Annotated in this window: 24 protein-coding genes; 15 read left to right on the top strand and 9 right to left on the bottom strand. The window is 42.7% G+C overall.

Annotated elements, in window-relative coordinates; all coding sequences use genetic code 11:
* Nucleotides 1-116: 116 nt before the first annotated feature.
* The gene (locus tag ACGTN9_RS10120) at nucleotides 117-1,118 is read right to left on the bottom strand and encodes a tRNA dihydrouridine synthase (protein ID WP_499592402.1); all 1,002 of its coding nucleotides are present in this window, start codon (nucleotides 1,116-1,118) and stop codon (nucleotides 117-119) included.
* A gap of 315 nt (nucleotides 1,119-1,433) precedes the next feature.
* Here ACGTN9_RS10120 and ACGTN9_RS10115 point away from each other — a divergent pair, with 315 nt between their 5' ends.
* The 6 genes from ACGTN9_RS10115 (at nucleotide 1,434) to katG (ending at nucleotide 9,697) form a co-directional block, all read left to right on the top strand.
* A complete protein-coding gene (locus tag ACGTN9_RS10115; RefSeq protein ID WP_499592400.1) occupies nucleotides 1,434-1,949 on the top strand; it encodes a pyridoxamine 5'-phosphate oxidase family protein in 516 nt (171 codons plus the stop codon).
* A 361-nt stretch (nucleotides 1,950-2,310) separates the two neighbouring features.
* The gene (locus ACGTN9_RS10110; RefSeq protein WP_499592398.1) at nucleotides 2,311-4,452 is read left to right on the top strand and encodes a type IA DNA topoisomerase; all 2,142 of its coding nucleotides are present in this window, start codon (nucleotides 2,311-2,313) and stop codon (nucleotides 4,450-4,452) included.
* Between the two features lie 243 nt (nucleotides 4,453-4,695).
* Nucleotides 4,696-5,811: a glutamate 5-kinase gene (gene proB, locus ACGTN9_RS10105; protein ID WP_499592451.1), complete on the top strand. Its 1,116-nt coding sequence runs from the start codon at nucleotides 4,696-4,698 to the stop codon at nucleotides 5,809-5,811.
* Between the two features lie 96 nt (nucleotides 5,812-5,907).
* On the top strand, nucleotides 5,908-6,213 hold the full coding sequence (locus tag ACGTN9_RS10100; RefSeq protein ID WP_499592396.1) for a hypothetical protein: 306 nt from the start codon (nucleotides 5,908-5,910) through the stop codon (nucleotides 6,211-6,213).
* The gene (locus ACGTN9_RS10095) at nucleotides 6,210-6,971 is read left to right on the top strand and encodes an RQC-minor-1 family DNA-binding protein (RefSeq protein WP_499592394.1); all 762 of its coding nucleotides are present in this window, start codon (nucleotides 6,210-6,212) and stop codon (nucleotides 6,969-6,971) included. Before ACGTN9_RS10100 ends, ACGTN9_RS10095 begins: the two co-directional genes overlap by 4 nt.
* 521 nt (nucleotides 6,972-7,492) lie before the next feature.
* A complete protein-coding gene (gene katG, locus ACGTN9_RS10090; protein ID WP_499592392.1) occupies nucleotides 7,493-9,697 on the top strand; it encodes a catalase/peroxidase HPI in 2,205 nt (734 codons plus the stop codon).
* A gap of 86 nt (nucleotides 9,698-9,783) precedes the next feature.
* Here the strand turns inward: katG and ACGTN9_RS10085 are convergent, their stop codons facing one another.
* Nucleotides 9,784-10,542 carry a DUF4397 domain-containing protein gene (locus tag ACGTN9_RS10085; RefSeq protein ID WP_499592390.1) on the bottom strand — a complete coding sequence of 253 codons (759 nt, stop codon included), beginning with the start codon at nucleotides 10,540-10,542 and terminating at the stop codon, nucleotides 9,784-9,786.
* A gap of 202 nt (nucleotides 10,543-10,744) precedes the next feature.
* Between ACGTN9_RS10085 and rlmD the strand changes: the two genes are divergently transcribed.
* A complete protein-coding gene (gene rlmD, locus ACGTN9_RS10080; RefSeq protein ID WP_499592389.1) occupies nucleotides 10,745-12,217 on the top strand; it encodes a 23S rRNA (uracil(1939)-C(5))-methyltransferase RlmD in 1,473 nt (490 codons plus the stop codon).
* Between the two features lie 82 nt (nucleotides 12,218-12,299).
* Here the strand turns inward: rlmD and ykzP are convergent, their stop codons facing one another.
* Nucleotides 12,300-12,464: a protein YkzP gene (gene ykzP, locus ACGTN9_RS10075; protein WP_499592387.1), complete on the bottom strand. Its 165-nt coding sequence runs from the start codon at nucleotides 12,462-12,464 to the stop codon at nucleotides 12,300-12,302.
* A 150-nt stretch (nucleotides 12,465-12,614) separates the two neighbouring features.
* Between ykzP and ACGTN9_RS10070 the strand changes: the two genes are divergently transcribed.
* The gene (locus ACGTN9_RS10070) at nucleotides 12,615-13,139 is read left to right on the top strand and encodes a YehS family protein (protein ID WP_499592385.1); all 525 of its coding nucleotides are present in this window, start codon (nucleotides 12,615-12,617) and stop codon (nucleotides 13,137-13,139) included.
* A 143-nt stretch (nucleotides 13,140-13,282) separates the two neighbouring features.
* Here ACGTN9_RS10070 and ACGTN9_RS10065 read toward each other — a convergent pair whose 3' ends face one another.
* Nucleotides 13,283-13,507: a hypothetical protein gene (locus ACGTN9_RS10065; RefSeq protein ID WP_499592383.1), complete on the bottom strand. Its 225-nt coding sequence runs from the start codon at nucleotides 13,505-13,507 to the stop codon at nucleotides 13,283-13,285.
* Nucleotides 13,508-13,634: 127 nt separating this feature from the next.
* Here ACGTN9_RS10065 and ACGTN9_RS10060 point away from each other — a divergent pair, with 127 nt between their 5' ends.
* Nucleotides 13,635-14,360 (top strand): YybI family spore inner coat protein, encoded by a 726-nt coding sequence (locus ACGTN9_RS10060; RefSeq protein WP_499592381.1) that lies wholly within the window; start codon nucleotides 13,635-13,637, stop codon nucleotides 14,358-14,360.
* A 194-nt stretch (nucleotides 14,361-14,554) separates the two neighbouring features.
* Complete coding sequence (locus tag ACGTN9_RS10055; protein ID WP_499592379.1) at nucleotides 14,555-15,151, top strand: hypothetical protein; 597 nt, start codon at nucleotides 14,555-14,557, stop codon at nucleotides 15,149-15,151.
* A gap of 105 nt (nucleotides 15,152-15,256) precedes the next feature.
* On the opposite strand, the gene ACGTN9_RS10050 is transcribed toward ACGTN9_RS10055, so the two are convergent.
* Entirely contained in the window at nucleotides 15,257-15,982 is a 726-nt protein-coding gene (locus tag ACGTN9_RS10050) for a toast rack family protein (protein ID WP_499592377.1), read from the bottom strand.
* 184 nt (nucleotides 15,983-16,166) lie between these two features.
* A complete protein-coding gene (locus tag ACGTN9_RS10045; RefSeq protein WP_499592375.1) occupies nucleotides 16,167-16,598 on the bottom strand; it encodes a hypothetical protein in 432 nt (143 codons plus the stop codon).
* 213 nt (nucleotides 16,599-16,811) lie between these two features.
* On the opposite strand from ACGTN9_RS10045, the gene ACGTN9_RS10040 reads away from it, so the two are divergent.
* The 5 genes from ACGTN9_RS10040 to ACGTN9_RS10020 all read left to right on the top strand — a co-directional run bounded on the left by ACGTN9_RS10040 (nucleotide 16,812) and on the right by ACGTN9_RS10020 (nucleotide 22,565).
* Nucleotides 16,812-18,350 (top strand): BCCT family transporter, encoded by a 1,539-nt coding sequence (locus tag ACGTN9_RS10040; RefSeq protein ID WP_499592374.1) that lies wholly within the window; start codon nucleotides 16,812-16,814, stop codon nucleotides 18,348-18,350.
* 760 nt (nucleotides 18,351-19,110) lie between these two features.
* Nucleotides 19,111-19,734, top strand: coding sequence for a hypothetical protein (locus ACGTN9_RS10035; RefSeq protein ID WP_499592372.1), 624 nt, complete (start codon nucleotides 19,111-19,113; stop codon nucleotides 19,732-19,734).
* 61 nt (nucleotides 19,735-19,795) lie between these two features.
* On the top strand, nucleotides 19,796-21,226 hold the full coding sequence (locus tag ACGTN9_RS10030) for a bifunctional metallophosphatase/5'-nucleotidase (protein WP_499592370.1): 1,431 nt from the start codon (nucleotides 19,796-19,798) through the stop codon (nucleotides 21,224-21,226).
* A gap of 148 nt (nucleotides 21,227-21,374) precedes the next feature.
* A complete protein-coding gene (locus tag ACGTN9_RS10025; RefSeq protein WP_499592368.1) occupies nucleotides 21,375-21,590 on the top strand; it encodes a DUF2187 family protein in 216 nt (71 codons plus the stop codon).
* 210 nt (nucleotides 21,591-21,800) lie between these two features.
* Nucleotides 21,801-22,565: an STAS domain-containing protein gene (locus ACGTN9_RS10020; RefSeq protein WP_499592449.1), complete on the top strand. Its 765-nt coding sequence runs from the start codon at nucleotides 21,801-21,803 to the stop codon at nucleotides 22,563-22,565.
* Between the two features lie 179 nt (nucleotides 22,566-22,744).
* Here the strand turns inward: ACGTN9_RS10020 and ACGTN9_RS10015 are convergent, their stop codons facing one another.
* The 3 genes from ACGTN9_RS10015 to ACGTN9_RS10005 form a co-directional block, all read right to left on the bottom strand.
* Nucleotides 22,745-23,944 carry an MFS transporter gene (locus ACGTN9_RS10015; RefSeq protein WP_499592366.1) on the bottom strand — a complete coding sequence of 400 codons (1,200 nt, stop codon included), beginning with the start codon at nucleotides 23,942-23,944 and terminating at the stop codon, nucleotides 22,745-22,747.
* 6 nt (nucleotides 23,945-23,950) lie between these two features.
* Nucleotides 23,951-24,376 (bottom strand): MarR family winged helix-turn-helix transcriptional regulator, encoded by a 426-nt coding sequence (locus tag ACGTN9_RS10010; protein WP_499592364.1) that lies wholly within the window; start codon nucleotides 24,374-24,376, stop codon nucleotides 23,951-23,953.
* Between the two features lie 113 nt (nucleotides 24,377-24,489).
* Complete coding sequence (locus tag ACGTN9_RS10005) at nucleotides 24,490-24,633, bottom strand: hypothetical protein (protein ID WP_499592362.1); 144 nt, start codon at nucleotides 24,631-24,633, stop codon at nucleotides 24,490-24,492.
* Nucleotides 24,634-24,760 lie beyond the last annotated feature (127 nt).

The following is a 24,760-nucleotide window of genomic DNA, read 5'->3' as shown; positions in this document are numbered from 1 at the left end:
TAGTCTCTTTTTTGTTTATGATACTAACTTAGATTAGTTCCGCGTGGGGGACAGGGATTTTAAAAATAAAAAGAGAGAAAAGCACAATTGGCTTTCCTCTCTTGGAAAAAGACTTACTACGAAATAGAAAAACTTTTCTCTTCTTTTACTCCACCATATTCTTCCTTAAACTCATCAAGCAGAGCACGTACTTCATCGGTGGATTTAGTGTTCATCAGTTGATTTCTTAACTCACTTGCTCCACGGAATCCGCGGACGTATATCTTGAAAAAACGGAGGAGCGGTTTGAAGAGACGCGGCTCGAGTTCTTCGGAATATTTATCATGAAGGTCGAGCTGCAGGCGAAGGAGGTCGAGCAGTTCTTCGCTTGTGTGCTCTTTTTTCTCTTTTTCAAAAGCGAACGGGTTATGGAAGACCCCGCGGCCGATCATTACGCCGTCCACGCCGTATTTTTCCACGAGTTCAAGTCCTTTTTGGCGATCAGGAATATCCCCATTAATCGTCAGAAGCGTATCAGGTGCTACTTCATCACGGAGTTTCTTGATCTCGGGGATCAGCTCCCAGTGCGCCGGAACTTTACTCATTTCTTTTTTGGTACGGAGGTGAATGGAAAGGTTGACGATGTCCTGTTCCAGCAGGTGCTTCAGCCAGTCGTACCATTCATCCACTTCCGTGTAACCTAAGCGGGTCTTCACGCTGACAGGCAGTCCTCCCGCTTTGGCGGCCTGGATGAGTTCCGCTGCGACATCCGGACGACGGATCAGTCCGCAGCCTTTCCCTTTCGTTGCTACATTGGGAGCAGGACAGCCCATGTTGATATCAATGCCTCGATATCCCATCTCCGCCATACCGATACTCATTTGGCGGAAGTATTCGGGCTTATCTCCCCAAATGTGAGCGACAATTGGCTGCTCATCTTCCGTGAACGTCAGACGTCCCCGCAGGCTGTCTTTTCCTCTCGGGTGGCAGTAGCTCTCGGTATTCGTAAACTCTGTGAAAAACACGTCAGGTCTTGCTGCTTCACTCACGACATGACGAAAAACGACATCCGTTACTGCTTCCATTGGCGCCAGAACAAAAAACGGTCGCGGCAACTCATGCCAAAAATTATCTTTCATAATATATCTAAACCTTTCCTTAAGGAACGCTGTAGTTCCAAAATTAAAAAAGAAAATGTATCTTCTTATCTATATCCACTTAGGCTGGATTTCAACCAATATATACTTTAATGGTATCAAACGAAAAGTGCAAGAGAAAGTCGCCGTGGAGAGCGCTGGAAATGAGTGGTGCAGGTGCTCGTGGTTCCCAAACTTAAGAATGAACGTGTAATTTTGTGATTATCTGGGAACAAGAAGAAAAAGATGTGATAGAAGGTAGACTGCTTTGAAAAAGGAGAGCAGTAACTGCTAATAATGAGTAGGAGGGAAACATAAATGACTAACCAAACTTCTGAAAACCAGGAAACCATCAAAAAAATTAAAGACTTGATTAAAGATGAAAAGGTCGCGATGCTGACTACGGTGTCTCCAGAGGGCAGGCTGTTGTCCCGGCCGATGCGTACACAGGAAGTAGAAATGGATATGGATAAGGAAGAAATCTGGTTTATTACCGAAAAAGATACCGAAAAATATAGGGATATCGAACGTAATTCTGCCGTTAACCTGGCATATGCAGGCAACTCCTATGTATCGATCAGCGGCACTGCTGAATTTGTCCAGGATGAAGATAAGAAGAAAGACTACTGGAATAAGATTCTCGGACGATTATTGAACACTTCTCCTGATGATCCGAATGTTGTACTGGTCAAAGTGACACCAGAAATCGCCGAATACTGGGAGTCCGGCGTGAACGTCAAGACCGTTAAAGAATTTGTGAAAAAGATGACCAGCAGTAAATCATTAGATGATAGCAATGATTTAAAAGATACAGTTCACTTTGATCAAAACTAACTTTTTGTTGAGATAATCTGAACAAAACTATGTTTACTGCCTGACCTTCACTTAAACGCTTTTATAATGTGGGGTCAGGTAACAAGGATTAAAACTAATGCGTAAAGACGAAGCAGGAACCGATCATAAGGTGCCTGCTTTTTTTGACTTTTTAAAAAGAGAAATGAGTGTTTTCCCTCCCATTCATTATTCACCTATAGTATAATAGATGGGAATGTATGTTCTTTATTAGTTTGAATGTTTTATCCTTCTTGATTAAACTCCAGACACCCCTATTAAATACCTTTATTACCATCCCCCTTCATTAATTAATTTTTTCATCGAACCTCTAACAGTCATTCATCGAAAGGAGTACGAGGACGTGGCAAGAGTAGTCATCTTAGCGGAAAAACCCTCGCAGGCAAAAGCGTATGCAGAGGCATTTACGGTACAGGAGAAGACCAAAACATACATCCAGCTTAAGGCGGATGATACTTTCCCGAATGGGGCTACGATCACATGGGGAGTAGGTCATCTCGTGGAATTGAAAGAACCCCATGATTATAAAAATGAGTGGAAAAAGTGGAAGCTGGATCAATTGCCGATTGTTCCGGATCGGTTTCTGGAAAAAGTAGCGAAAGGGAAATGGGAACAGTTCCAGGCGGTCAAGAAGCTTTTTCAACAGGCGGATATCATCGTCAATGCAGCGGATGTCGATCGGGAAGGCTCAAATATTTTTTACAGTATCCTTCAGCTGACGGGAATAAAGGGAAAGCCGATTCAGCGTTTGTGGATCAATTCGCTTGAAAAGGATGAAGTTCGGAAAGGGTTCAGTCAGCTGCAAAATAATGAGAAGGACTTACGTCTCTTTGATGAAGCGAAAGCTCGTCAGATAAGCGACTGGATGGTAGGAATCAATGCGAGTCGGCTGTTTACCCTACTGCTCCAGAAGAAAGGGTATGGAAGCTACCTTACCATCGGGCGAGTACAATCGCCGACGGTTTATTTAATTTATCAACGGCATAAGGAGATTGAGAATTTCAAGCCGGAACCGTTTTATCAGATCGAGGGACTTTTCAACGCCCAGGCAGGTACATACAAAGGGCTGGCTGAGATAAAGGAAAAGGACAAGGCGAAGGTTCAGGCCGTGCTGGACAAGCATCAGTTACAGGAAAAGGAATCTTTCCCGGGCGTTGTCCAGCGGATTGATAAAAAGACGAAGCGGATAAAGTCACCAAAGCTGCATTCGCTTTCCACGTTGCAAAGTGTCGCGAACAGGCGTTGGAAATACTCTCCGTCGCAAGTACTCAAAACGATGCAGAAGCTGTACGAAAAGCGTCTTGTCAGCTATCCAAGAACGGACTGTAATTTTATCACCGACAGTGAGTTTTCCTATTTGGTTAAGAATTTGCAGGGGTACCAGGAAGCTATGAACGTCTCTTTTACAGCTTCGTCCTTGAAGCCGAATAAACGGTATGTGGACAGCAGCAAGGTGCAGGAGCACTACGCGATCATTCCGACAAAGTCTGTTCCGACCGAAAAGAAGCTGAGTGGGTTAAGCCGGGAAGAGCGCAATATTTATAATGAGATCATGGCGACTACACTTGCGATGTTTCACAAGGACTATGTTTATGAGGAGACGACGATTTTTACCCATGTGCATGATTTACCGTTCAAATCTACCGGAAAAAGAGATGTGGACAGAGGGTGGAAGGAACTGTTTCCAAAGTCAGCGAAGTCGAAACAGGAGAAAGAAGCCGACCTCCCTGGTGTTCAAAAAGGGGAGCAGGTTGAGGCAAAACTTCATATTAAAGAAAGCATGACGCAGCCTCCGAAGCCGTACACGGAAGGTCAGCTGATCAATATGATGAAGACGTGTGGGAAATTGGTGAATGATGAAGCGGATGTCGAGATTTTGAAAGAAGTCGAAGGGCTGGGTACAGAAGCTACCCGCTCGAGCATTATTGAAACGATTAAAGCACAAAAATATATAGAAGTGAAGCGGAACAACGTGTCGATTACCGAAAAAGGGATCATGCTCTGTGAGGCGATTGAAGGAACGCTTCTATCCAGTCCTTCGATGACAGCCAAATGGGAGTCCTATTTAAAGAAAATCGGGAGCGGGGATGGATCAAAGCAATTGTTTATCAAGCAAACCCGCCAATTCATAGAAAAATTGATTCAGGAAACGCCGGAGTCCATCCAGCAGGTTAACGTGCGGAATACTGGTGAGCCTGAGAAACGCAAGTGGAACGAACCGATTGCCAAATGCCCTGCCTGTGAGAAAGGATCAATTGTAGACCGCTATAAATTCTACGCGTGCTCGGACTACAAAAAAGGGTGTAACGTAACTTTTCCTAAGAAACTAGCAAGGAAGACGCTGACGCAGAATATGATAAAGACGTTGTGCGAGAAGAAGCGTACAAAGGTTTTGAAAGGATTTAAAGGAAAGAAACCATTCAGCACGGCTTTAGTGCTGGATGAAAACTATAAGATCATATTTGATTTCGGGAAGAAAACATGACTTTTTCACATTGACTCCTAATTAACTTTGCATCATACTATGTTATTAACAGAAAATTAAAATATATAAGATTTCAGATTCGGCTCCGGTGAAAGAGAGGTAAGGTTTTACAACCTGCATGTTATGGAACCTGGAGATGTGAAAATGGATAGTAATATTGATAAGCCAATGCTCTTCTGCCTTTGTAAAAGGGCGGAAGGGCGTTTTTTACACTTTAACAAGAAGTTGGGTGGTGAATGGAAAATGAACAAGCAAAGGGTCGTTGTCAAAATAGGTAGCAGTTCTTTAACAAATACAACTGGTGGACTCAGTAGTGAAAAGTTACGTGAGCACGTTGATGCGATTTCACGTTTGAAGCAGCTGGGGCATGAGGTGATTTTAGTATCATCCGGTGCAGTAGCTGCTGGCTTTAAAGACCTCGGCTATTCCTCACGGCCTGTAACGATTGCAGGCAAACAAGCAGCCGCAGCAGTAGGGCAAGGCCAATTATTACAAGGTTATACGGAAGCGTTTAAAAGGCATGGCATAGTGGCAGCACAATTACTGTTAACGAGGCAAAACTTCCTGCAAAGAGAACAATATCAAAATGCCCATGCGACTTTATCTGAACTTTTAAAGCGTAACGTCACACCTATTATTAATGAAAATGATTCCGTGGCCATTGAAGAATTGACCTTTGGGGATAATGATATGTTATCCGCGCTGGTTAGCGGGCTCGTGCATGCCGATTTTTTAATGATACTAACGGACATCAATGGCCTATACGATCAAAATCCAAGCACTCATCCAAATGCAAAAAGATATAATTTCCTTGATTCGATTGATGATCATCTAGTAAATGGTGCATCTGAAGCTGGTTCAAAAGTAGGGACTGGCGGGATGAAATCAAAAGTAGAGGCAGCGCGGACAGCATTAGCTTTAGGGGTGAAAGTATTTATAGGTTCTGGGACGGGGGAAGAAAAACTTGTTGATATTCTAGTGGGGAAAGGCGATGGAACTTATATCGGAAGCAGCTCACAGCCCAGTATGAATAATGCTAAACAGTGGCTGGCGCTTCATTCCATTCCTAATGGGAAAATTGAAGTTGATCATGGGGCTGAAGCCGCTATAGTAAGACATGGTAAAAGTCTCCTGCCTGCTGGTGTAACAAACATTATTGGTAGCTTTAGAGCCAATGATGTAGTTGAGGTAGTTAATCTAAAGGGGCAGCTTATTGGGAGAGGAAGTGTGAACTTTTCTTCTAATCAATTGTTAGAAATTAAGGGATTATCAAGCACAGAGGCTATGATCAAAGCCAATAGTGATCAAAAGGTAGTTATCCATAGAGATTATTGGGTCAGTCATCATAAAAGTAAATGAAATTCTATCAAGATTACTGAAGTAGTGAGTAAGTACAAAAAGATACAGATTTATATATTAAAATAAGTGTTAAAAAACTAGAAAAGGATTTGAATAATGGCAAAGAACAAAAAAAGTACGGATTGGGCAGAAGCGAAAAAACGATGCCGCCTGAACCATGAGGATATCCAAATGGCAAAGGAGTTGGGGATGTCTCCTAAAAGTTTGGTGAAAAACATTCCTTCTCCTAAACAACAATGGAAGGCCCCCGTTAAGGTATGGATACGTAACATGTACGATAAAAAGTTTGGTTACACTATAAAAACAAAAAATCAGCATCCTGAAAATTGGAAAGGCCAGGGGAAGAAAAGAAAGTCAGCCCCGAAACAAAATAATTTCTCAGATGAGGAGTTACCATTTTGAAGAAATCAAATAACAGCTACTTGCCGGAAGAAGAAAAAAGAGTGATTTTACGAGCAGCCGATGAAATTATTGCAGAAGGAGGACGAACGCTTCTTGCTAAGATTTTGAAGGGATCACGTGAGAAAAAGATATTACAACTGGAGCTGGATACATGTCCAGTCTACGGTTATTTTAAATCAGAAAAACTGGAAGAGGTCTTGACTAAAATTGATTGGATGATTGATTACGATTTCCTGGATATTCAGTACAGCGGAAAATTACCGATGATTATTTTTACGGAAAGAGGATGGCAGATTGAGGCTGACCAACGGGCAGATGAATTTTTGAGCGAATGGCAGCAGTGGGCAGAACAAGGGATTAGTGATCCAGACATGAATTATTTAAAAGACCGCAATCGTCACATGATCTTTTTGTTCCTTGATAAAGTGAAAGAAACCAGAGACAAAAAGTACATACCATATTTAAAAGCATGGGCGGAAGTGGATTACAAAAAAGTGAAAGCTAAGATTCAAGAGATTGTCGAAGCGGTAGAATCCAATGAACAGACTGATGGTGGAGTAAAATTTAAAAGAGAAGAATCGATCAAAGAAATGCTGGAGGGGGAGGCTCCTCAAGATTTCCTATTAAAATGTTATGAATGTGGGGAACGGTTCGTCTTTACAGTGGGGGAACAGCGGTTTTATAAAGAGAAAGGTTTTGTATACCCAAAGAGATGTGAAAAGTGTCGTCATAAAAGGGATGAAGAATTATTATGGTAATTTGGAGAAAAGATGTAATTGTAGTGCCTGACCCCCACTAAAATACCGCTTTATCGTGGTGGGGGTCAGGCACTATTTAGGAGCCTAAGGTTTAGTAACCTTAAATCAACACATAAAGAGTCTCTCTTAAGATTTTCAATTTTAAGGGAGACTTTTTTTAATGGTAATCCATAAGCCAAGCCTATTTGATGGTAGTCTTCGGTTGTATGTGATCGAAATTCCTGAATGATATAAAAAGAAGTTAATGCCAGCCTTACTTCTAGTTACACTTAATTAAGCATATAACTTGAGAATAGTTGAGCAACTTTTCAAATCTTGGGAAGCAGATGCGTCACGTTGTTTTTCTCATAAAAAATAGTGAATGAGGAAAAATTCAAAATTTTGTGCATATTTGTTTTTAGTAAAGGATTTATTTAGTATAATTTTAATGTAAGAATGGATGTAAATCATTCTTAAAAGATTCATGTAGGGAAAGCTTCTATTCTTCTGGTAATCTTTCAAATTAGAAAGGAGAAAAACGTATGGACAATGAGAACAATGGCAAGTGCCCGTTTACTGGTGCAAGTGGTGAGAGGAAATCTTCCAGTGTGACAACAAACGAAGACTGGTGGCCGAATCAGCTGAATCTCGATCTGCTTCATCAGCATGACACGAAGACAAACCCGCTTGGATCAGATTTTAATTATGCCGAAGAATTTAAAAAGCTGGATTACGATGCACTGAAGAAGGACTTGCATAACCTTATGACAGACAGTCAGGATTGGTGGCCTGCGGACTATGGCCATTATGGTCCTTTCTTTATCCGTATGTCCTGGCACGCTGCTGGTACATACCGTATTGGAGACGGCCGTGGTGGCGGAGGGAGCGGTTCTCAGCGTTTTGCTCCTCTTAACAGCTGGCCGGACAACGGTAACCTTGATAAAGCACGTCGTCTGCTCTGGCCAATAAAACAAAAATATGGCAACAAGCTCTCATGGGCTGACCTGCTTGTTCTGGCAGGGAATGTCGCGATTGAATCCATGGGCGGAAAGACCATCGGGTTTGGCGGAGGGCGCGAGGACATCTGGCATCCGGAAGAAGACGTCAACTGGGGACCGGAGACAGAATGGCTCGGGAATAAACGCTACGCTGGCGAGCGTGAGTTGGAGAATCCCCTTGCTGCTGTTCAAATGGGCTTGATTTATGTGAACCCGGAAGGACCTGATGGCGAACCTGATCCACTCGGAAGTGCCCGCGATATACGTGAAACCTTTAAACGTATGGGTATGAACGATGAAGAAACAGTGGCACTTACTGCCGGTGGTCACACATTTGGTAAAGCACACGGCGCAGGAGATCCTTCTCATGTCACAGAAGAACCAGAAGGAGCTCTTGTTGAACACCAGGGCCTCGGCTGGAAAAGCACGTACGAAACAGGTAATGGTCCCTACACTATCACCAGTGGAATTGAAGGGGCCTGGACACCTACTCCGACAAAGTGGGATATGAGTTACTTCGATATGCTCTTCGGCTATGAATGGCAGCTGACGAAGAGTCCTGCTGGTGCCTATCAATGGGAGCCTGTAGATCCGGAGGAAGATCATCTCGCGCCTGAGGTGAATGATTCAACGAAACGCGTGAAGACGATGATGACTACGGCGGATATGGCTATGCGTATGGACCCTGAATACGAAAAGATTGCCCGCCGTTTCTACAATAATCCGGACGAGTTTACTGATACATTTGCCCGCGCGTGGTTCAAACTTCTGCATCGCGATATGGGTCCTCGTGACAGATACCTGGGACCTGAAGTTCCGGAAGATGAATTTATCTGGCAGGATCCTGTACCAAAGGGTAATTATGACCTCACAGATACAGAAATTGAAGAGTTGAAGGCGAAGATTCTGGATTCCGGACTTACCGTGAGCGAGTTAGTTAAAACGGCATGGGCTTCTGCCAGCACCTTCCGTGGTTCAGATAAGCGTGGCGGCGCGAATGGTGCCCGCATTCGTCTTGCTCCGCAGAAGGATTGGGAGGTAAATGAACCGGAAAAGCTTTCGAAAGTACTGTGGGTTCTTGAAGATATTCAAAATGAGCTGGATAAAAAGGTCAGCCTGGCTGATTTAATCGTGTTGGGTGGCAGTGCAGCTATTGAAAAAGCGGCGAAAGATGCAGGCGTTGATGTAACAGTACCGTTTGCACCTGGACGCGGCGATGCTGCCCAGGAACAGACGGACGAAGAAAACTTTGAAGTTCTTGAGCCGGTGGCAGATGGTTTCCGTAATTATCAGAAAAAAGAATATGCTGTAAGCCCGGAAGAGCTGCTCTTAGACAAGGCACAGCTACTTGGACTTTCTGCCCATGAAATGACGGTGCTGGTCGGCGGCATGCGTGTCCTGGGGACCAACTATCGCGGCACCAGACACGGCGTCTTCACAGATCGTGTCGGCATCCTATCAAACGACTTTTTTGTGAATCTGCTTGACATGGGGGTCGAGTGGAAGGCAAAAGACGACGGGACTTATGAAGGATATGACCGGAAGACCGGTAAGCTTATGCGTACTGCAACGCGGGTAGACCTCGTCTTCGGTTCACATTCCGTTCTTCGGGCTCTTGCCGAAGTGTATGCTCAGGATGATAACAAAGAGAAGTTCGTACGTGACTTTATCGCTGCCTGGGTTAAAGTAATGAATGCAGATCGTTTCGATTTAACAAGTAAACCAGAAGAATTAGCTATAAAACAATAAATGAGATCTTTCTCCCTGCGGGGTAAAGATTTAGATTAATTAGCTGAAAAGCAGGCCCATTACAGGCCTGCTTTTCTCGCTTTAATTCAAGGTTGTAAAAAGATGGCCTCCAGCGGCGGCTGCTCTCCGGCAAGCCCTACAGCTACTGCTGTGTACACTTGATTCGGATTTAACGTTACACCTGGAATCGTCAGTGCTACATTGTCCGTACCAGCAACCCGGACTTCAAGATCGACAGTTGTCGGTGGTAATTGGATGTAACGGGTCGCTCTTCCGAATGAAACATTGCGGAACAGGACATCACCGCCTTTTACAGCAATATCCACAGCTGGGGCATTAGGAGATAAATGCCAGAACCGCACCTTAGCCTTTCTTGGTGCCATGCTTTCACTATCCACTACTGGAATTAGTCGTAGATTATCTACTGTATTGGCAGCGGCAACGGTATACATATTGTTGGGCTCTGTTTCAACCATTTGTGTTAACACAGGCTGTGTCGTTTGACCGGCAGGGTAAATTTCAATTTGATATTGGCCGGCGGGAACATTTAAATAGTCACTGGTTTGTTTAAAAGAAACATTCTGCAGTATCCTTTGTCCGTTCGCATACACGTCTACTGCAGGTGCGTTTGGAGAAGCATGCAACACGCGGACCATCGAATTTCCGCCCATGCTCATCGCCCCCTCCTGGCGGTTATGCATTAATTGCTGCATACATGCAAGGTGTTTTTGATAATAATAAATATGTTTCTCAGGGTTAGAATACTTATAATAGTTTGCCTTCATATCGTATTTCATGGCTTTCCATGCCAGTTGGTCAGCAGAAAACTTTGGATTGTAATACATTGTTCTGCTCCTTTCATACAAAGTACCATCATTAGCCTATTCATTATTATAAAGATGGTGCTTTGTCCTTTATAAGCATGCATTATCCTGGTGACTGGTTACACTTTGATCAACTCTCTAGTGGGGGAGAGGTGCCATTTACCTGCCGGCCTTAGGTAGTATATAATGGAGTGTCAAGGATGAAGAAAGATGGGAAGTGCCTATGAAAAAACGTAAGAACAGCGGATATAGAAAATCGGGAAAAAAAACTGATCGATCAAAAAAACAGAATATAAAACCTAATTCGTCGCGGAATCAAACGGGTGGGAAACCTAAAGGCAAAAAGAAAACCATAACCGCGGAGGTGACCTGCTCAGGTCTTACCAATGAGGGCAAAGGCATTGTCCAGTGGGAAGGGAAAAGGCTGGAGGTAGCACATCTGATGCCTGGTGAAAAGGCTGAAGTGATCGTTTCCCAAAGAGGGCGATATGTTAACGCCGAGCTGAAGCGGGTGATCAAACCGTCTAAAGACCGTATCACGCCACCGTGCGAGTATTACTACGCTTGCGGGGGATGTCAGCTGCAGCATATGAACGAGCAGGCACAAATGCGTTTTAAGCAGGAAACCGTAGATGCCCTCATGGAGCCGTTCGGAAAGCCGGAATCTATTTTGACTATGGACGACCCTTATGATTACCGGAACAAGAGTCATACGACATTCGGTCTGAATAAGGAGCGGCAGGTCATTGGCGGGCTGTACGCCCAGAACACCCATCAGATCATACCGATGGAGCGGTGTCTCATTCATGATCCAAAAGCGGATGAGATTGTGCAAACCATCAAGGGCATGCTTAAGTCCTCTAAAATGCAGCCGTACAACGAAGACACCGGCCAGGGCTTCCTACGGCACGTACTGGTAAAGGTCGGCAAAGTCAGCGGTGAGATCATGGTGGTGCTTGTAGTCGCCTCACCTGTGTTCAAGGGCAAGAATAATTTTGTCAAAGCCTTGCGAAAGGCTCATCCAGAAATCACAACGCTTCTGATGAACGTAAATAATCGGGACACCAGTATGATTCTCGGCGATCAGGAAAAAGTGCTGTTTGGCAAGGGGACGATAACGGATACCCTCTGTGGAATGAAGTTTGAGATCTCGGCGAAATCTTTCTATCAGATTAACCCGGCCCAGACGGAAAAGTTATATGGCAAGGCGATTGAAATGGCAGAGCTGACTGGAAAGGAAACCGTGGTGGATGCTTACTGCGGAATCGGTACCATTAGTCTGATTGCCAGCCAGAAAGCCGGAAAGGTTATTGGCGTGGAGTTGAATAAGGATGCAGTTCGCGACGCCATCCGCAATTCCAAACGCAACGGCGTGAAGAATGCCAGGTTTTATCAGGGAGACGCCGGGGAGTTCATGGTGCAAATGGCAGCGCGGGGTGAGAAAGCTGACGTGGTCATTATGGATCCGCCGCGAAGCGGAAGTGACGAAGCGTTCTTATCCAGCATAGTGAAGCTGCGTCCGAAACGGGTAGTATATGTATCCTGTAACCCCGAGACGCAAGCACGGGATATGAAATACCTGGTGAATAATGGGTATAAGGTTGAAGGTATACAGCCGGTGGACATGTTCCCTCAGACACACCATGTTGAAGCAGTTGCAAAATTAGTATTAAAAGAAGAAGCAGGTAGCCGCTAAAGGGTTCCTGCTTTTTCTTAGTTGAATAAGAGATACTATTTGTAAAACTTAATGGGTGAGCAAGGAGCTTGCGCTTTCGTTATTATTTCTTTCCTTCAAGCTCTTCCCGGTCGGCTATTTTTGCTCTTTCCTGGGCTTTGGCAGCATCTACATCTGTAAATGTCTCCTTGCTTTCTCTTTCAGGCAGGCTTTCTGTAGGTGTCTGATTGTTAGTTAATGCACCATCTCTTAATGCTTTTCGTTTCATTTGATACCCTCCTTCTTACAATTATCTTTTGTCATTAATTGAAATAAAATCCTTAGTAAAAATATCCGTGACAATTGGCCATATTACAGAAGAGGGCTTCTTATCAAGTATGTGATTATTTATTGGTTAAATAATATTGGAGGTTTATAAATGGATAATAATGATATATTAATTAGATTAAGATATGCGCTGGATATAAAAGATCAAGATATGGTAGAAATATTTAAACTTGGTGGCGTTGACTTGACCAAAGAAGAAGTGTTAAAGGTACTTACAAAATCAGATGACAGTTACGAGGATGAAAATGACGATGAGGATGCAGTTGAGCATGAAGACCATATAAAATGCACGAATAGCATGCTGGAGTCATTTTTAAATGGCTTGATTACTTTCAAAAGAGGCCCGCAGGAACCAAAACCCGGCCAGCCGAATAAACCGGATCGGTCTATAAAGAATCATGCAAGTGTCAATAACGTCATGCTGAAAAAAGTGAAAATAGCACTGAAATTAACAAGTGAGGATATCATTGATATTTTAGATGAAGCCGGGGTCACGATAACAAAAGGTGAATTAAGCGCGTTATTAAGAAAAGAAGGGCACAAGAATTATAAAGAGTGTGGAGATAAGTACGCACGGAATTTCCTAAAAGGGTTGACGATAAAATATAGAGGATAAGAGAGCCTGTCAAAACGCGGAATATGTTTCTTTCCCTCAACAATCAGATCCCATGATTTAAAAATAGTTTAACTATCTTCTATATCATGGGATCATTTTTACTCGACTATTGATTACTCAGCTTTCTTTTTAAAATTTGTTTATTAATAGAGTGGCTGTTGATCAGGACAGAGTGGAAACCCATGGATATCCTGTATCATAAACAAGTCATACTGCATTAACGCAAATTGAGCCTGATAGAGGTATTGCATAACGAGAAGTTTTTCATCAGAAACCCCACATAAAATTCCTGAAGTTCCTGTTCCATCTACAAATGAGACTCCTATCGGCTGACCATATAAGTATTGAACTTTCTGCAACCAAGGCATAGATGACACTCCTTCCACTCTATTGTATAACCTTTAGAGAATTTAAGTGCCTGTATGAACTGGTGAACAGGAATGCAGTTGCGTGCATAGGTTATTGCATCAATTTAATTTATGCAGGGAGCCTAATATGAATAGATATTATTTTCACCCAAACATGAGGATATCTGGGGTTGTTGCTTCTGCTACTGGCGATGTGAATGGGGACAATATCCCTGATATGGTATACGTGACCGGTTATAGAGAGTCAGATGTTTCCATAATCCAAAATATGACACTCGGCATCCGCGATGGAGCGACAGGAGTTTCTGTCAGTATTCCCTTGAAGGAAAATATGGGTTATGACCCCATACTGTTTTTAGGGGATTTTACCGGTGATGGAATCAATGACATTTTGATTTCCATTCCTACAGGTGGCAGTGGTGGAACGACAAATGACTATATATACTCTTTTGTAAATAACGAAGCCCGTTTATTGTTCGACTCTGATGCGTTTAACCAGGCGTATACCTATGATGTTACTTACAAAGATAATTACAAGGTCGAAGTATTAAGTAAAAGGAATAATACAAGGTATCTGATCGATTTATCATTGAGAGATCCGGGTTACTTAAATGAAATTTACGATGCAAATGGGAAACTGAGGAAGCCTGTCAGTGGATGGGTAGATCCCATAAGCGGCTTATATCCAATTGATTTTGCATTTGATGATATGTATGATCTCATTGCTTATCAGCAGATTGCTGGAACATATCATGCAGATTCTTTAGGCACTATTCAAAATAGATTAAAATGGAATGGCTATATGTTCGTATTGGACTATCAGGATTTAGCCATTTATGGTTCTCAAGCATAGGTGGGATTCAAATATTCCGTACCTTTGGCTGCATGAGACAGTTTTCTTTAAAGTGATTTTCACCTACTTAAACACTGGATAATAACAGCAACTTTTCTATCATTTTTCAATAAGGCGGGCAGTTATCTAATAACCCGCCTTTTTCGTATGCTATTATAACTATAATCATTCCTATTAAAGGAGGGTGCCTTACCATGTTTACGCTGAGCAAAGCTATATACATGCGGTTAGAGGATATCCAGGAGGAGAAAAAGCAGCTTCGGGAAATGCTGAATCAGCTGACCAAAGAACAGCAGGAACTGATCGCCCGACTGGAGCGGCTGGAGGAGAAAAGGGGGAGCGGCGACGATCCTGCTACCGTTATAGCTACTTTTGACGAAGCTGATAACGATTTGAAAGAAATGAATTCATATATTCCTGAAGAGAAAGTAGTAGAAAAAGAGACACACAAAACCAACGATCATTTACCAAATGCAGTGGCAAAAAATGATTATATTCTTCCGACAGATCCAGAGGCAGTTTCCGAGGATGGAACAAAACGCATGAGTTATAAGGAATTGACCCGTATTTTAATTAACTACGCGAAGGAGCATAACAATCAGGTGGATCACGAAGCATTTGAGCAATATCTGATCGATCACTACAATTTCACCCCTGAAAACTTTTCGCAAATCATTTGGAGGGCGAGAAAAGAGGATTCGCGATTAAGAAGCTTAATCAGTGGAAAGAGAAAAATCACGGTATTGGATACGAGTATTCCAAATCAAAGAGAAAAGCTCTACGATCAATAGACCGGAGAGCTGAGCTGACTCTTTTTATAGACGAACTTATACTATTCTTCTTATATTAATAGCTATACGAAAGGGAACTTCTACACGCTGGAAGTTCCCTTACTATTACTTCACCTCTAAAGTGATGTCTCCAACTCCCATATCTATATCAATCTCCATAACTACATCTGCTCCATTTTCATAAGCTTCATTCACATAGGTACCGTCACCTTTGACGATGAAGTCTTCGATGTTCAAATCACCTACGCCTTTGTCTACTTTAAGTATGACTCCGATTTCCTTAGGAAGGTAAATTTTGTTTTCACCGACCCCGGAATCGATACTTGTGTGAAAGCTTTCTTTTCTTTCCCCGGAAAGATCCAATGTGACGTCTCCGACGCCAGTATCAATATCCAAATCTGTTAAGTTTAACTCACGTAAATCCAAGTAGGAATCGGAGACGCCGGTTTCTACATTAAGGTCAGTTGGGACTTCTTCGTTCAATTGTATGTTCCAATCACTTTTCTTATTGAACCCAAATATATTCACCTGGAACCATTTCCGTTTTTCGCTGATTTCAATATGACCTTCTTTCCCACTTCGCCTGTAGGAGACGACAGCTTCTTTCTTTGAATTATCGTATTCGAATTGACCTTCCAGCCAGTTCTTTGAACCTGGTGAAACGTTCAGGTTTCCAACCCCCATATCCAAATCAACAGTCAAAGCTTCTGCGTCATCTCGTTCTACCACTTGTGTACTTTTTCCTTCTTTAGCCCCCACCATTTGATAACCGGTGAACAACAGGATTCCAGCACTCACCACTGCTACGGATAACAATAGCCCCTTTTTCATAAACATCGCTCCTTTAATCATCTATCTTCATTATAGATATCTTAGGGAGAATAAATAACGGCTTCAGGTATAAATTCATCTAGGTCTAGAGGCGTATCTTTTACAAGTGAGTCTTTTTTGAGTCTTATTTGGAGATTTGAAAAAGCCTCTCCACTTTTAGAGAGGCTGCTCAATGGCAGGAACCTTATAATCCCTTGATCAGCATTCCGTTGAGTTCCCTGACTTTATCATAGGATTCAAGTAAATTTACGGGGACCAACTTTCTTCCATATTCCCAGGCGTTCGTTTCTATTTCAGATTTTAGTTCGGCAATTTCATCATCTTCTCCATACATCAATGTCCTCAAATCGTGTTTGTGTTTCTTGAAGGTCAGGTAATAGCCGATTTCGTGGCATAGCATAATTTTTACAAAGTTTTCTTCGGTTTCCTTAATTTTAATTTTACTGATATACCCATTTACTTCGAGATAATTGAAACTGATCGTATTAGTCGATACGTTATAACTCATTGGTGCAGGCAGGTTTTTGTTCGCTTCATAATTAATATCTAAATCGTGTTCCTGGAGTGTATCTTTTATAATTTCCTCAATATTCCATATATATAGCATTTTATTCATCCCTATCCTTTACTTACTATTTACTCCAGTATAAGTTAAAGACTTTGTTATATAAATTAATATCTTTCATGATTGCAGTCATCTAAGGAATCACAACTTTTTTGGGGTTATAAATGGAATATTTCATATATTTCTTTTTCGTTAATTTTTTTGGTTTTAGGGTACTAGGATAAGGGAACCATTAGGAGGCAAAGGAAAATAGAGGAGGATTCGATGAATAAGAAGAAGCTGATTGACTACTCAATATTTGTTCCAGCATTACTAGTCATCATTGCTATCAGTATTCCATTTGCTTTGTACGAAAAAGAGTCCTTAGAGTTACTCAACTCTATTTTTGACTATATCGTCGAAGTATTCAGCTGGGGTTATCTCTGGTATGGAATTCTCTTAGTAGCAGCAGGGCTGTACTTATCATTTTCTAAATATGGACAAGTCGTACTGGGGGATCCGAAAGAAAAACCCCGGTTCACTCTCTTTGAATATGCATCCATTTTAATTGCAATGGGTGTCGGTTCGACAATCATGCGGACCGGAATGCTGCAATGGACATCTGTAGCGAATGACCCGCCTGCAGGGGTGGACCCTGGATCAGCAGAAGCGTTGTTATGGGGGAATTCCTACAGTATGTTCTTGTGGGGCTTCCAGGTTTTCGCTATCTTCGTTATGGCTGCGCCAGCCATGGGTTATATTCTTCATGTGAAGAAACGTCCGTTAATGCGTATCTCAGAAGCATGCCGTGACATTTTTGGTGATAAGTTTACAGATGGATGGGGAGGAAAGTTCCTTGATATCTTATTCCTCATCAGTATTCTGGCAGGTGCTTCCGTAACATTAGGCCTTGGTGCGCCAATTATTACGCATAATTTATCCAACTTGTTAGGCATGGAAGTGTCATTCACAATGACCATCATAGTTACAATCATCTGGGTATTTTTATTTTCACTAAGTGCCTATTTAGGAATCGAGAAAGGGATCAAACGCTTAAGTACATGGAATATGTATATAGCTGGCTTTTTCGCTATCTTTATTTTGGTTGCTGGTCCCGGCGTATTTATCTTGAACTATTTCTCAGATAGTGTTTCGTTTCTATTATCTAATTATGTTAATCTTTCATTGAACACGGAGTCGGTACATCAAGGGAAAGCCTCCCATGTTCAAAGCAATACTGTATTCTGGTTTGCCTATAGTGCTACATGGGCTATGCTCCATAGTGTATTTGCAGCCAAAATTTCCAGGGGACGAACAATCAAAGAGATGATTCTTACGTATCTGTTGGCCCCTACGTTAATTTCCTGGGTTGCCACCGGCGTTCTTGGAGGATTAGGTGTCCATCGTTATCTTGAAGGGGACATGGGTATTTTGGATTTTGTCGAAAATGAAGCCAGAATGGCAGCTATTCCAGAAATATTGGGTACACTGCCTCTTGGTAATATAGCTATTGTCATCTTTATGATAGTGGCACTGATTTTCTTGACCACCACACTGGATTCTACAACTTATACCGTAGCGGCTTATACGAGTACGAGGGATATGAGTAAATTTGAACCACCTAAAACACTGCGTATCGTGATCGCCGCTGTCATCACAGGTCTGGCATTGCTATTGATGCGTATCGGTGGCTTACCACCATTAGAAGTAATTTCAGGTCTGATGGGTCTGCCGATTATCTTCATACAATTCCTGCTCATCTATGCTGCGAAGCGGATGATTGATAAAGACCAGGCTTGGAAGCACAATATTAGAAAATCATAAAGTTATAAAATCTCTCATCAGTTCGCTGGTGAGAGATTTTTTTATAAGGCGCTATTAAACATTGTGACTGATTCATCATAAGAGCCCCATTCAATAATAGGGCAGAATCGTGGAAGATTCAGTTTCAAGGTAAAAGGGGTTCTTTACCAAAATAGAGTAAGGGATGGCTGGGAAACAGTTCGCTTTCCTGTGGGGGAGCTGGCAAGCCTCCTCAGTCGTTTCACGACCTGCGGGGTCTCGCCTATCCCCTTCTCCCACGGGAGTCTCACCGTTTCCCCGCCACCCTATCCGTTTATTTGATGAAGGAACCCTACATTGTAAGAGGTATCTTCCACATTCACTGCATGACAAGGCCCAATGATTCAGGAAACAAGCCCTCTTTGTAGCTGTTACTATGTTTGAATGATTCTTCCTACCGATGTTTCCATTTCTCTTATAAACGCAAGGAGGTCCGGGAAATTGCGAGACTCCAATGGGAGGATAGTACATGGTGAGATCCCGCAGGGCTTTAGCCCGAGGAAGCTCACCGTACCCCCATGGAAAGCGAGTGATTTCCCGGACCTCCAAACGCTAACTAACATAACGGAAACAGTTTCTCTCGAAACTGAGTCTTCAATTAAAGGGAGCTTAATTGCAAAATCAACACGGAGGCGTTTCGCTATAAGTCCTTGGTGACAAGCCCGTTTTTCTAATATGGCTTCATTTTTCCTTCATAAATAAAACTTATACTTGATTGATAAAGGAAGCAGGTGATGAAGTTATGTTTATCCAACCATTGTTCGGAGTGAGGGTTGCATCGTTTATAATTGCAATCATCATTTTCTGGTTTTTTACCGAAAAAGCGAAAAGAGAAAAAAAGAAAAGCATGGATTCCTTCATTTCGCTTTTGGCCACATGGTTCGTTTTATTTTTCAGTATCAAGTTTGTGACCAAATGGGAGATCTTCATCGATAATCCGATGGCGGTGCTTGCCTATCCCAGTGGTACGCAAGAATTCTATATCGCTTCCGTTATATTGATGCTTTTCGCTTGGATTAAGCGAGCTGATCATCTACCGCGACTCTATGATTACATACTCATGCTATCCATCGGCATTTTCAGCTATACAGTGATTGCGAGACTTGGTCTTGAAAACGGCCACTGGGTCGACCTTGTCCTAGCTGCAGTATTTCTTCTGGGAACGTTGCTGTTTCGTAATCCTTATTGGCTGGTGGTGGGGATTGGTGTGATATCAGGAGTGACAGGGCTGTTCATTTATACTCCGACAATCCTGGGTTACCGGATGCACGCTGGCTTTTACTTGCTTATGGCTGGCCTTGTGTTGGTACTGACCTTTAGAAAAAAGAGGGAACGACAGGAGAATAATTCAACAGGGCATGCATGATTTCTTTGATGATAAAAACACTACAATTAGATTTGTTTGGAAATCGGAGGAGGAAGGGACGATGAAAAAACTGACATTGATTCAACAAAATGATACCCACGGATGTCTCGAAATGCACGATGAGCTTTATTGGAAGGCGAAAGGGCCTGTCTTGAAAAAGGCTGGCGGCTTTTCGAGGGTTGCCAACTATGTGAAAGAAGTGAAACGGGAAAATGATAATGTTTTATTTTTTGATGGCGGCGATCTCTTCCATGGCACCCTACCCTTAGTGGCAAGTAAAGGGGAAGCAATTCTACCTTTATTGAAACAGATGGAGTTGGACGGTTTCATCCCTGGTAATTGGGATTTCGCCTATGGCAAAGATCAGCTGAAACACTTGGTGGAACGCCTTCCTTTTCCGGCTCTTGCCTGTAATGTCCGCGATGAGGATACGGGAGAACCGTTGCTGCATCCATATCTCATTAAAGAAATGCAAGGGATGACAGCTGGTATCATCGGCTTGACATACCCTTATGTCGATATCACGATGCCTGGGAGTTTTTCGGAAGGGCTCCAGTTTTCCAGAGGGGTCGAGGAAGTACGGGAAACCGTAAATAGTATAAGAGGACAAGTCGACCTGATGGTATTGGTGAGTCACATGGGTCTTCCGCTCGACGCAAAGCTGGCGACACTGGTGGATGGCATCGATGTCGTCCTTTCTGGGCATAGCCATGACAGAGTGACAAAACCGATTATTGCTGGTGAAGCGTTAATTGTCCAAGCGGGATCGAGCTCTTCTTTTTTAGGTCGGCTGGATATCACCATGGATAACGGTAAAATAAAAGATGCGGATTATCGATTGGTTGATATGGATGAAACCATTGGGGAAGATGGGGAGATGAAAGAAATCGTTCAGGCAGCCATGGAACCTTATCGTAAGGAAAGAGAAACGATAGCGGGGGAGACGAATTCTATTTTGCACCGGATGACATTGAATGAAGCTCCGATGGATCGTTTTCTTACCGATGCATACCGTCATGCGTTCGAATGTGATCTCGCTTTTTCCCATGGGTGGCGGTATGGCTCGCCGAAGTCTCCTGGTGCTTTATCGATCGAAGATTTGTACAGCATCATACCAACTAATCCTGAGATGTTTACATTGGAAATGGATGGTCATACACTGTGGCAAACCCTTGAAAAAAACCTGGAGCAAGTATTCTCCGATGATCCATTTCAACAGAAAGGAGGCTACATCCTGCGCTCCTCTGGTTTGTTGATGACTTTTAAACCATACAATCCAAAAGGTTACCGTATTCAAACGATGCAGATAGGCGGACAGGATCTTGATCTTCATAAAACTTATACACTGGCAGGGGGAGGACAACAGTTATTCAAAGCGAAAGAGGCCCGGAAAACATACCATGGAACCCATGCCATCGACATGCTGCGAAGTTTTCTTAAGGAAAAAGGTCCTTATGAAACGGGAAAGATGGGAAATATCATCAGTGTTTAAAACGGATAAACGGAGCAGTTCTCGGAAGCTGCTCCTTTTGTTTTATAAAATGGATAGCCGGAGTGTATCAAAAAGATGGAAATTTTCTATTAATTTGATATAATGTCTAGAAAACATCATATTCATTTCAATCGAAAGGATGTTGGCTATGGAAACCCCTGAAGGTCATGAAGCAAATATTGGAGATATCATTTCTTTTAAATTGAACGGCGTAGATGCCAAAGGGAAGGTAGTTACCTCGTCCTGCCAGCGCTGTGTCATGGTGGACCTTAGCGTCATGGAGAACCTGGAAGATACAGGTTTCGAGCACACGCATACCGTAGTAGCTCCAGGCAAATATAAAGTGATCCACGCATCAAAATAATAAAAATAGTAAATGAAACAATCCATGGCTACGGTCATGGCTATACAAGTTAAAATGAAATAAGTCTGTATCCAGCTCTCAGGATGGATACAGGCTTTTTCTTATTCTATCTTCTGTTGGTTTTCTTTGTTGTAGGGTACATATATTTTTTAAATGAATGTAAAAGGTATATAATTGTCATTACAAACGAGGTTAGGTAAGGTGAAAAGTATGAAGGGTAATGGTGAAATTCCTGATAATATATCATTATTAGATACCTTAAACAGCATCGGAGAAAATATTTTAATTGCAGATAAAGATTATCATGTGACATGGATGAATGACAATGCGCTTGGGCTCTTTACTGTAATAGCTCCTTTGTATGGGCTTGAAAGAGCGGAAGACGTCATTGGAATGAACATGGATCAATTTCATGAAAACCCGGCATTGCAGCGGCGGGTCATGGCACATATAGAAAAGACCCATCGTGCCCGGATCAACATCCGAAACAATTTTGTAGCAGATATCGTCGTGACTCCGATTAAAAATGAGGAGGAGTCTATTGATGGATACGTCGTGATGCTGATGGATGTCACCACCAGGGCAGAAGAAGAAGCGAGGAAAGACAAACTGATCGAGGAATTATCGACCCCCTTGATAACAATTTGGGATAAGACAATTGCTGTTCCATTGATTGGGGTGTTCGATAGAGAGCGTTCCGAGCAATTGACTTCTATTATTTTGAAAGAGTGTGCTTCGGCAGATATTGAATATGCCTTGATTGACTTAAGTGGTATGCATACGTTTGATGAAGGGGTAAGTCATCAAATCCAGCAGTTGAACAATAGCTTGACGCTGATAGGCACCGAGTGCATTATTGTGGGTATCACACCGAAGTTAGCGATGACGTTTGAAATACTTAATAATGAAATAGCAACGTTCCGTAACGCACATGCCGGACTGGAGTATATTATCAAAAAGTCTGGTCAAAATTAAGTTTTGTGCTGAAAGAAAGGCATGAACAAGCAGTTTCTCCACCTTGGGGGTTGCTCTGTTCATGCCTTTTCATTTTGCTATAAGGCTAATTTTTCTAGACAATTTGCACGCTGTACTAGAGGATCTTAAAGTTTTACCCGACCACTGTGTGGAGCAGGATGAATTTCTGGTTCATGTTATTATGCAGGGTTGTTCTTTGGTGTATAACCAGGCTGTTTCTTTGTCTGGATACTGAATAAAGCGATTACTACCAGCACGATAAGTGCGCTGATGATGTAAAGCTGTTGATATCCCGCCTGGGCGACGACCAGTCCCCAAATAAATGAGCCTGCAGCTATCCCCGAGTCATAAAACATGAAGAAGGTGGCGGTTGAATGGCCGCTGCGTTTGATGGAAGCCGACTGGACAGCCATCGTCTGGAAGCTTGGCAGCAGGGTTCCATAACCGAGCCCAATAATAGCAGCAGAAATAAGCAGCATCCAGGCTGTGCTGGTAAAGCTGATGAATACAAGTCCGACTGCAAAGAGAAATAGACAAGGCAGAATTACAAACCTCGGTCCCTTAGTGTCAAAAGCCCTTCCTAAATATGGACGTGAGAGCAGCATGGCTACCGCGAAAACCAGGAAGAAATAGCTTGCTGCCGATGATAGTCCGATAGCATTTGCATAAACGGACAGGAAAGAAAGGATGCTTGAGTAAGATAATGCGACCAGGCTGCTGATTAAGGCAATCGGCACTGCTTTTGTCTCTATCAAATCATGCAGGGATAATGTTATCTTGGCCGTTTGCTGGCCCGTTTCAGTTGTTTTTGGTACGTTAACCAGAAAAGCAGATAAGGCTCCGCTAACCATAAATACACTTAACAGGATGAAAAGCACATGGAATGGAGCGAACTGTAGTACCGACAAGCCGATGAACGGACCGGCAACTACGGCAAGGTTCATAGCCATAGCAAAATATCCGATCCCCTCACCGCGGCGCGATGCAGGAACGACATCGGCTGCAATCGCTCCGCTTACAGTAGTAAACAGGCCGAATGACAGGCCGTGAAAAAGCCGTAACCATAACAAAGGTATAAATTCCGTAATCCCTATATAAAGGAAGGTGGTCACAGTGAAAACCATGATGCCGGCGATCAACGTCTTCTTTTTTCCAATCACATCAATCAATTTCCCTGAAAAAGGGCGGATAAGAATCGCTGCCACTAACATGGCGGTGACCGTCAAGCCGCCTTGGGCTTCTGTTCCGTTCATATCCTGGATGACATAGATTGGCAGAGTGGTCAACAGGGCGTAAAAAGCCAAAAAAACCGTGAATTGCGTTAACGAGATACTGATGAAGCTCTTCGTCCAAATCGGTTCCCGCTTGCTTTGTTTCATGATGTGTTACTCTCCTTCTGTAGCAGCTAATTTCCTTAGCAAGTGTTGTAATTGTTGAATTTCCTCGCTGGACAGCGGCTGTGCCATTTCTTTTTCGGCTTGTGCTACTGCTTCATTGACAGCAGTGAATTTTTCTTTGGCCGCTTCCGTCATTTCGATGAGGCGCTCCCGTTTATCTTCGCCGTACTTCCTGCTAACCCAGCCGTTCTTTTCCATCCGGGACAGGGTACGGGTGACGGTAGGGGCTTCTACGTTCAAGTACTTCCATATAGCTGTTTGCGTCATTGGGCCGAATTGGTTCAGACAAAAAATAATGGACCATTGGGAATGGTATAGCCCATGGTCACTCAAAACGGTGTTCATTTCTTTTGTTATCAGTCGGACCCGCTGGTTCAATAAGTGGAATAACTCACGGGTTTCATTATCAGCCATTACATTCACCTCGATTATTTACCTAGCTAACTAATTTATTGCTTCAGTTTAACGCTTTTGATAAAAAAAGTAAACAAAAAGAGAAGCTCCCCTAAAAAGAAGCTTCCCTGCATTCATTTAAATAACTTTCGCAAGATTTTCCCGGTTGCTTTTCCAGCTGCTCTTCTTCCAATTCTGCGGCCGATTTTTCCTTTTCTGACAGCATCGATATCATTCCAGACACGCAATACTTTATAAATATTGGACTTCAAACTCAAGATAGCCCCTCCTTCTTTTTGGAATATGACGAGTAGTTGAGTTAGTCATATGGTATAATTTATGAAGTCTATTGCAAAGGCTTTAGATTGAAAAACTTAGTAAGAGCTTCCGAAAGCAGGAGATAGA

Source organism: Halobacillus sp. B23F22_5, assembly GCF_043497085.1.
In the GTDB taxonomy this organism is placed as follows: domain Bacteria; phylum Bacillota; class Bacilli; order Bacillales; family Halobacillaceae; genus Thalassobacillus.
This window is presented reverse-complemented; position numbering and strand designations above follow the sequence as displayed.

Excerpts from the sequence above, each read along its gene's own strand:
- ACGTN9_RS10120 (WP_499592402.1), bottom strand. The coding sequence starts at position 1,118 with ATGAAAGATAATTTTTGGCATGAGTTGCCGCGACCGTTTTTTGTTCTG.
- ACGTN9_RS10115 (WP_499592400.1), top strand. The coding sequence starts at position 1,434 with ATGACTAACCAAACTTCTGAAAACCAGGAAACCATCAAAAAAATTAAA.
- proB (WP_499592451.1), top strand. The coding sequence starts at position 4,696 with ATGAACAAGCAAAGGGTCGTTGTCAAAATAGGTAGCAGTTCTTTAACA.
- ACGTN9_RS10100 (WP_499592396.1), top strand. The coding sequence starts at position 5,908 with ATGGCAAAGAACAAAAAAAGTACGGATTGGGCAGAAGCGAAAAAACGA.
- katG (WP_499592392.1), top strand. The coding sequence starts at position 7,493 with ATGGACAATGAGAACAATGGCAAGTGCCCGTTTACTGGTGCAAGTGGT.
- ACGTN9_RS10085 (WP_499592390.1), bottom strand. The coding sequence starts at position 10,542 with ATGTATTACAATCCAAAGTTTTCTGCTGACCAACTGGCATGGAAAGCC.
- rlmD (WP_499592389.1), top strand. The coding sequence starts at position 10,745 with ATGAAAAAACGTAAGAACAGCGGATATAGAAAATCGGGAAAAAAAACT.
- ykzP (WP_499592387.1), bottom strand. The coding sequence starts at position 12,464 with ATGAAACGAAAAGCATTAAGAGATGGTGCATTAACTAACAATCAGACA.
- ACGTN9_RS10070 (WP_499592385.1), top strand. The coding sequence starts at position 12,615 with ATGGATAATAATGATATATTAATTAGATTAAGATATGCGCTGGATATA.
- ACGTN9_RS10065 (WP_499592383.1), bottom strand. The coding sequence starts at position 13,507 with ATGCCTTGGTTGCAGAAAGTTCAATACTTATATGGTCAGCCGATAGGA.
- ACGTN9_RS10060 (WP_499592381.1), top strand. The coding sequence starts at position 13,635 with ATGAATAGATATTATTTTCACCCAAACATGAGGATATCTGGGGTTGTT.
- ACGTN9_RS10055 (WP_499592379.1), top strand. The coding sequence starts at position 14,555 with ATGTTTACGCTGAGCAAAGCTATATACATGCGGTTAGAGGATATCCAG.
- ACGTN9_RS10050 (WP_499592377.1), bottom strand. The coding sequence starts at position 15,982 with ATGAAAAAGGGGCTATTGTTATCCGTAGCAGTGGTGAGTGCTGGAATC.
- ACGTN9_RS10045 (WP_499592375.1), bottom strand. The coding sequence starts at position 16,598 with ATGAATAAAATGCTATATATATGGAATATTGAGGAAATTATAAAAGAT.
- ACGTN9_RS10040 (WP_499592374.1), top strand. The coding sequence starts at position 16,812 with ATGAATAAGAAGAAGCTGATTGACTACTCAATATTTGTTCCAGCATTA.
- ACGTN9_RS10035 (WP_499592372.1), top strand. The coding sequence starts at position 19,111 with ATGTTTATCCAACCATTGTTCGGAGTGAGGGTTGCATCGTTTATAATT.
- ACGTN9_RS10030 (WP_499592370.1), top strand. The coding sequence starts at position 19,796 with ATGAAAAAACTGACATTGATTCAACAAAATGATACCCACGGATGTCTC.
- ACGTN9_RS10025 (WP_499592368.1), top strand. The coding sequence starts at position 21,375 with ATGGAAACCCCTGAAGGTCATGAAGCAAATATTGGAGATATCATTTCT.
- ACGTN9_RS10020 (WP_499592449.1), top strand. The coding sequence starts at position 21,801 with ATGAAGGGTAATGGTGAAATTCCTGATAATATATCATTATTAGATACC.
- ACGTN9_RS10015 (WP_499592366.1), bottom strand. The coding sequence starts at position 23,944 with ATGAAACAAAGCAAGCGGGAACCGATTTGGACGAAGAGCTTCATCAGT.
- ACGTN9_RS10010 (WP_499592364.1), bottom strand. The coding sequence starts at position 24,376 with ATGGCTGATAATGAAACCCGTGAGTTATTCCACTTATTGAACCAGCGG.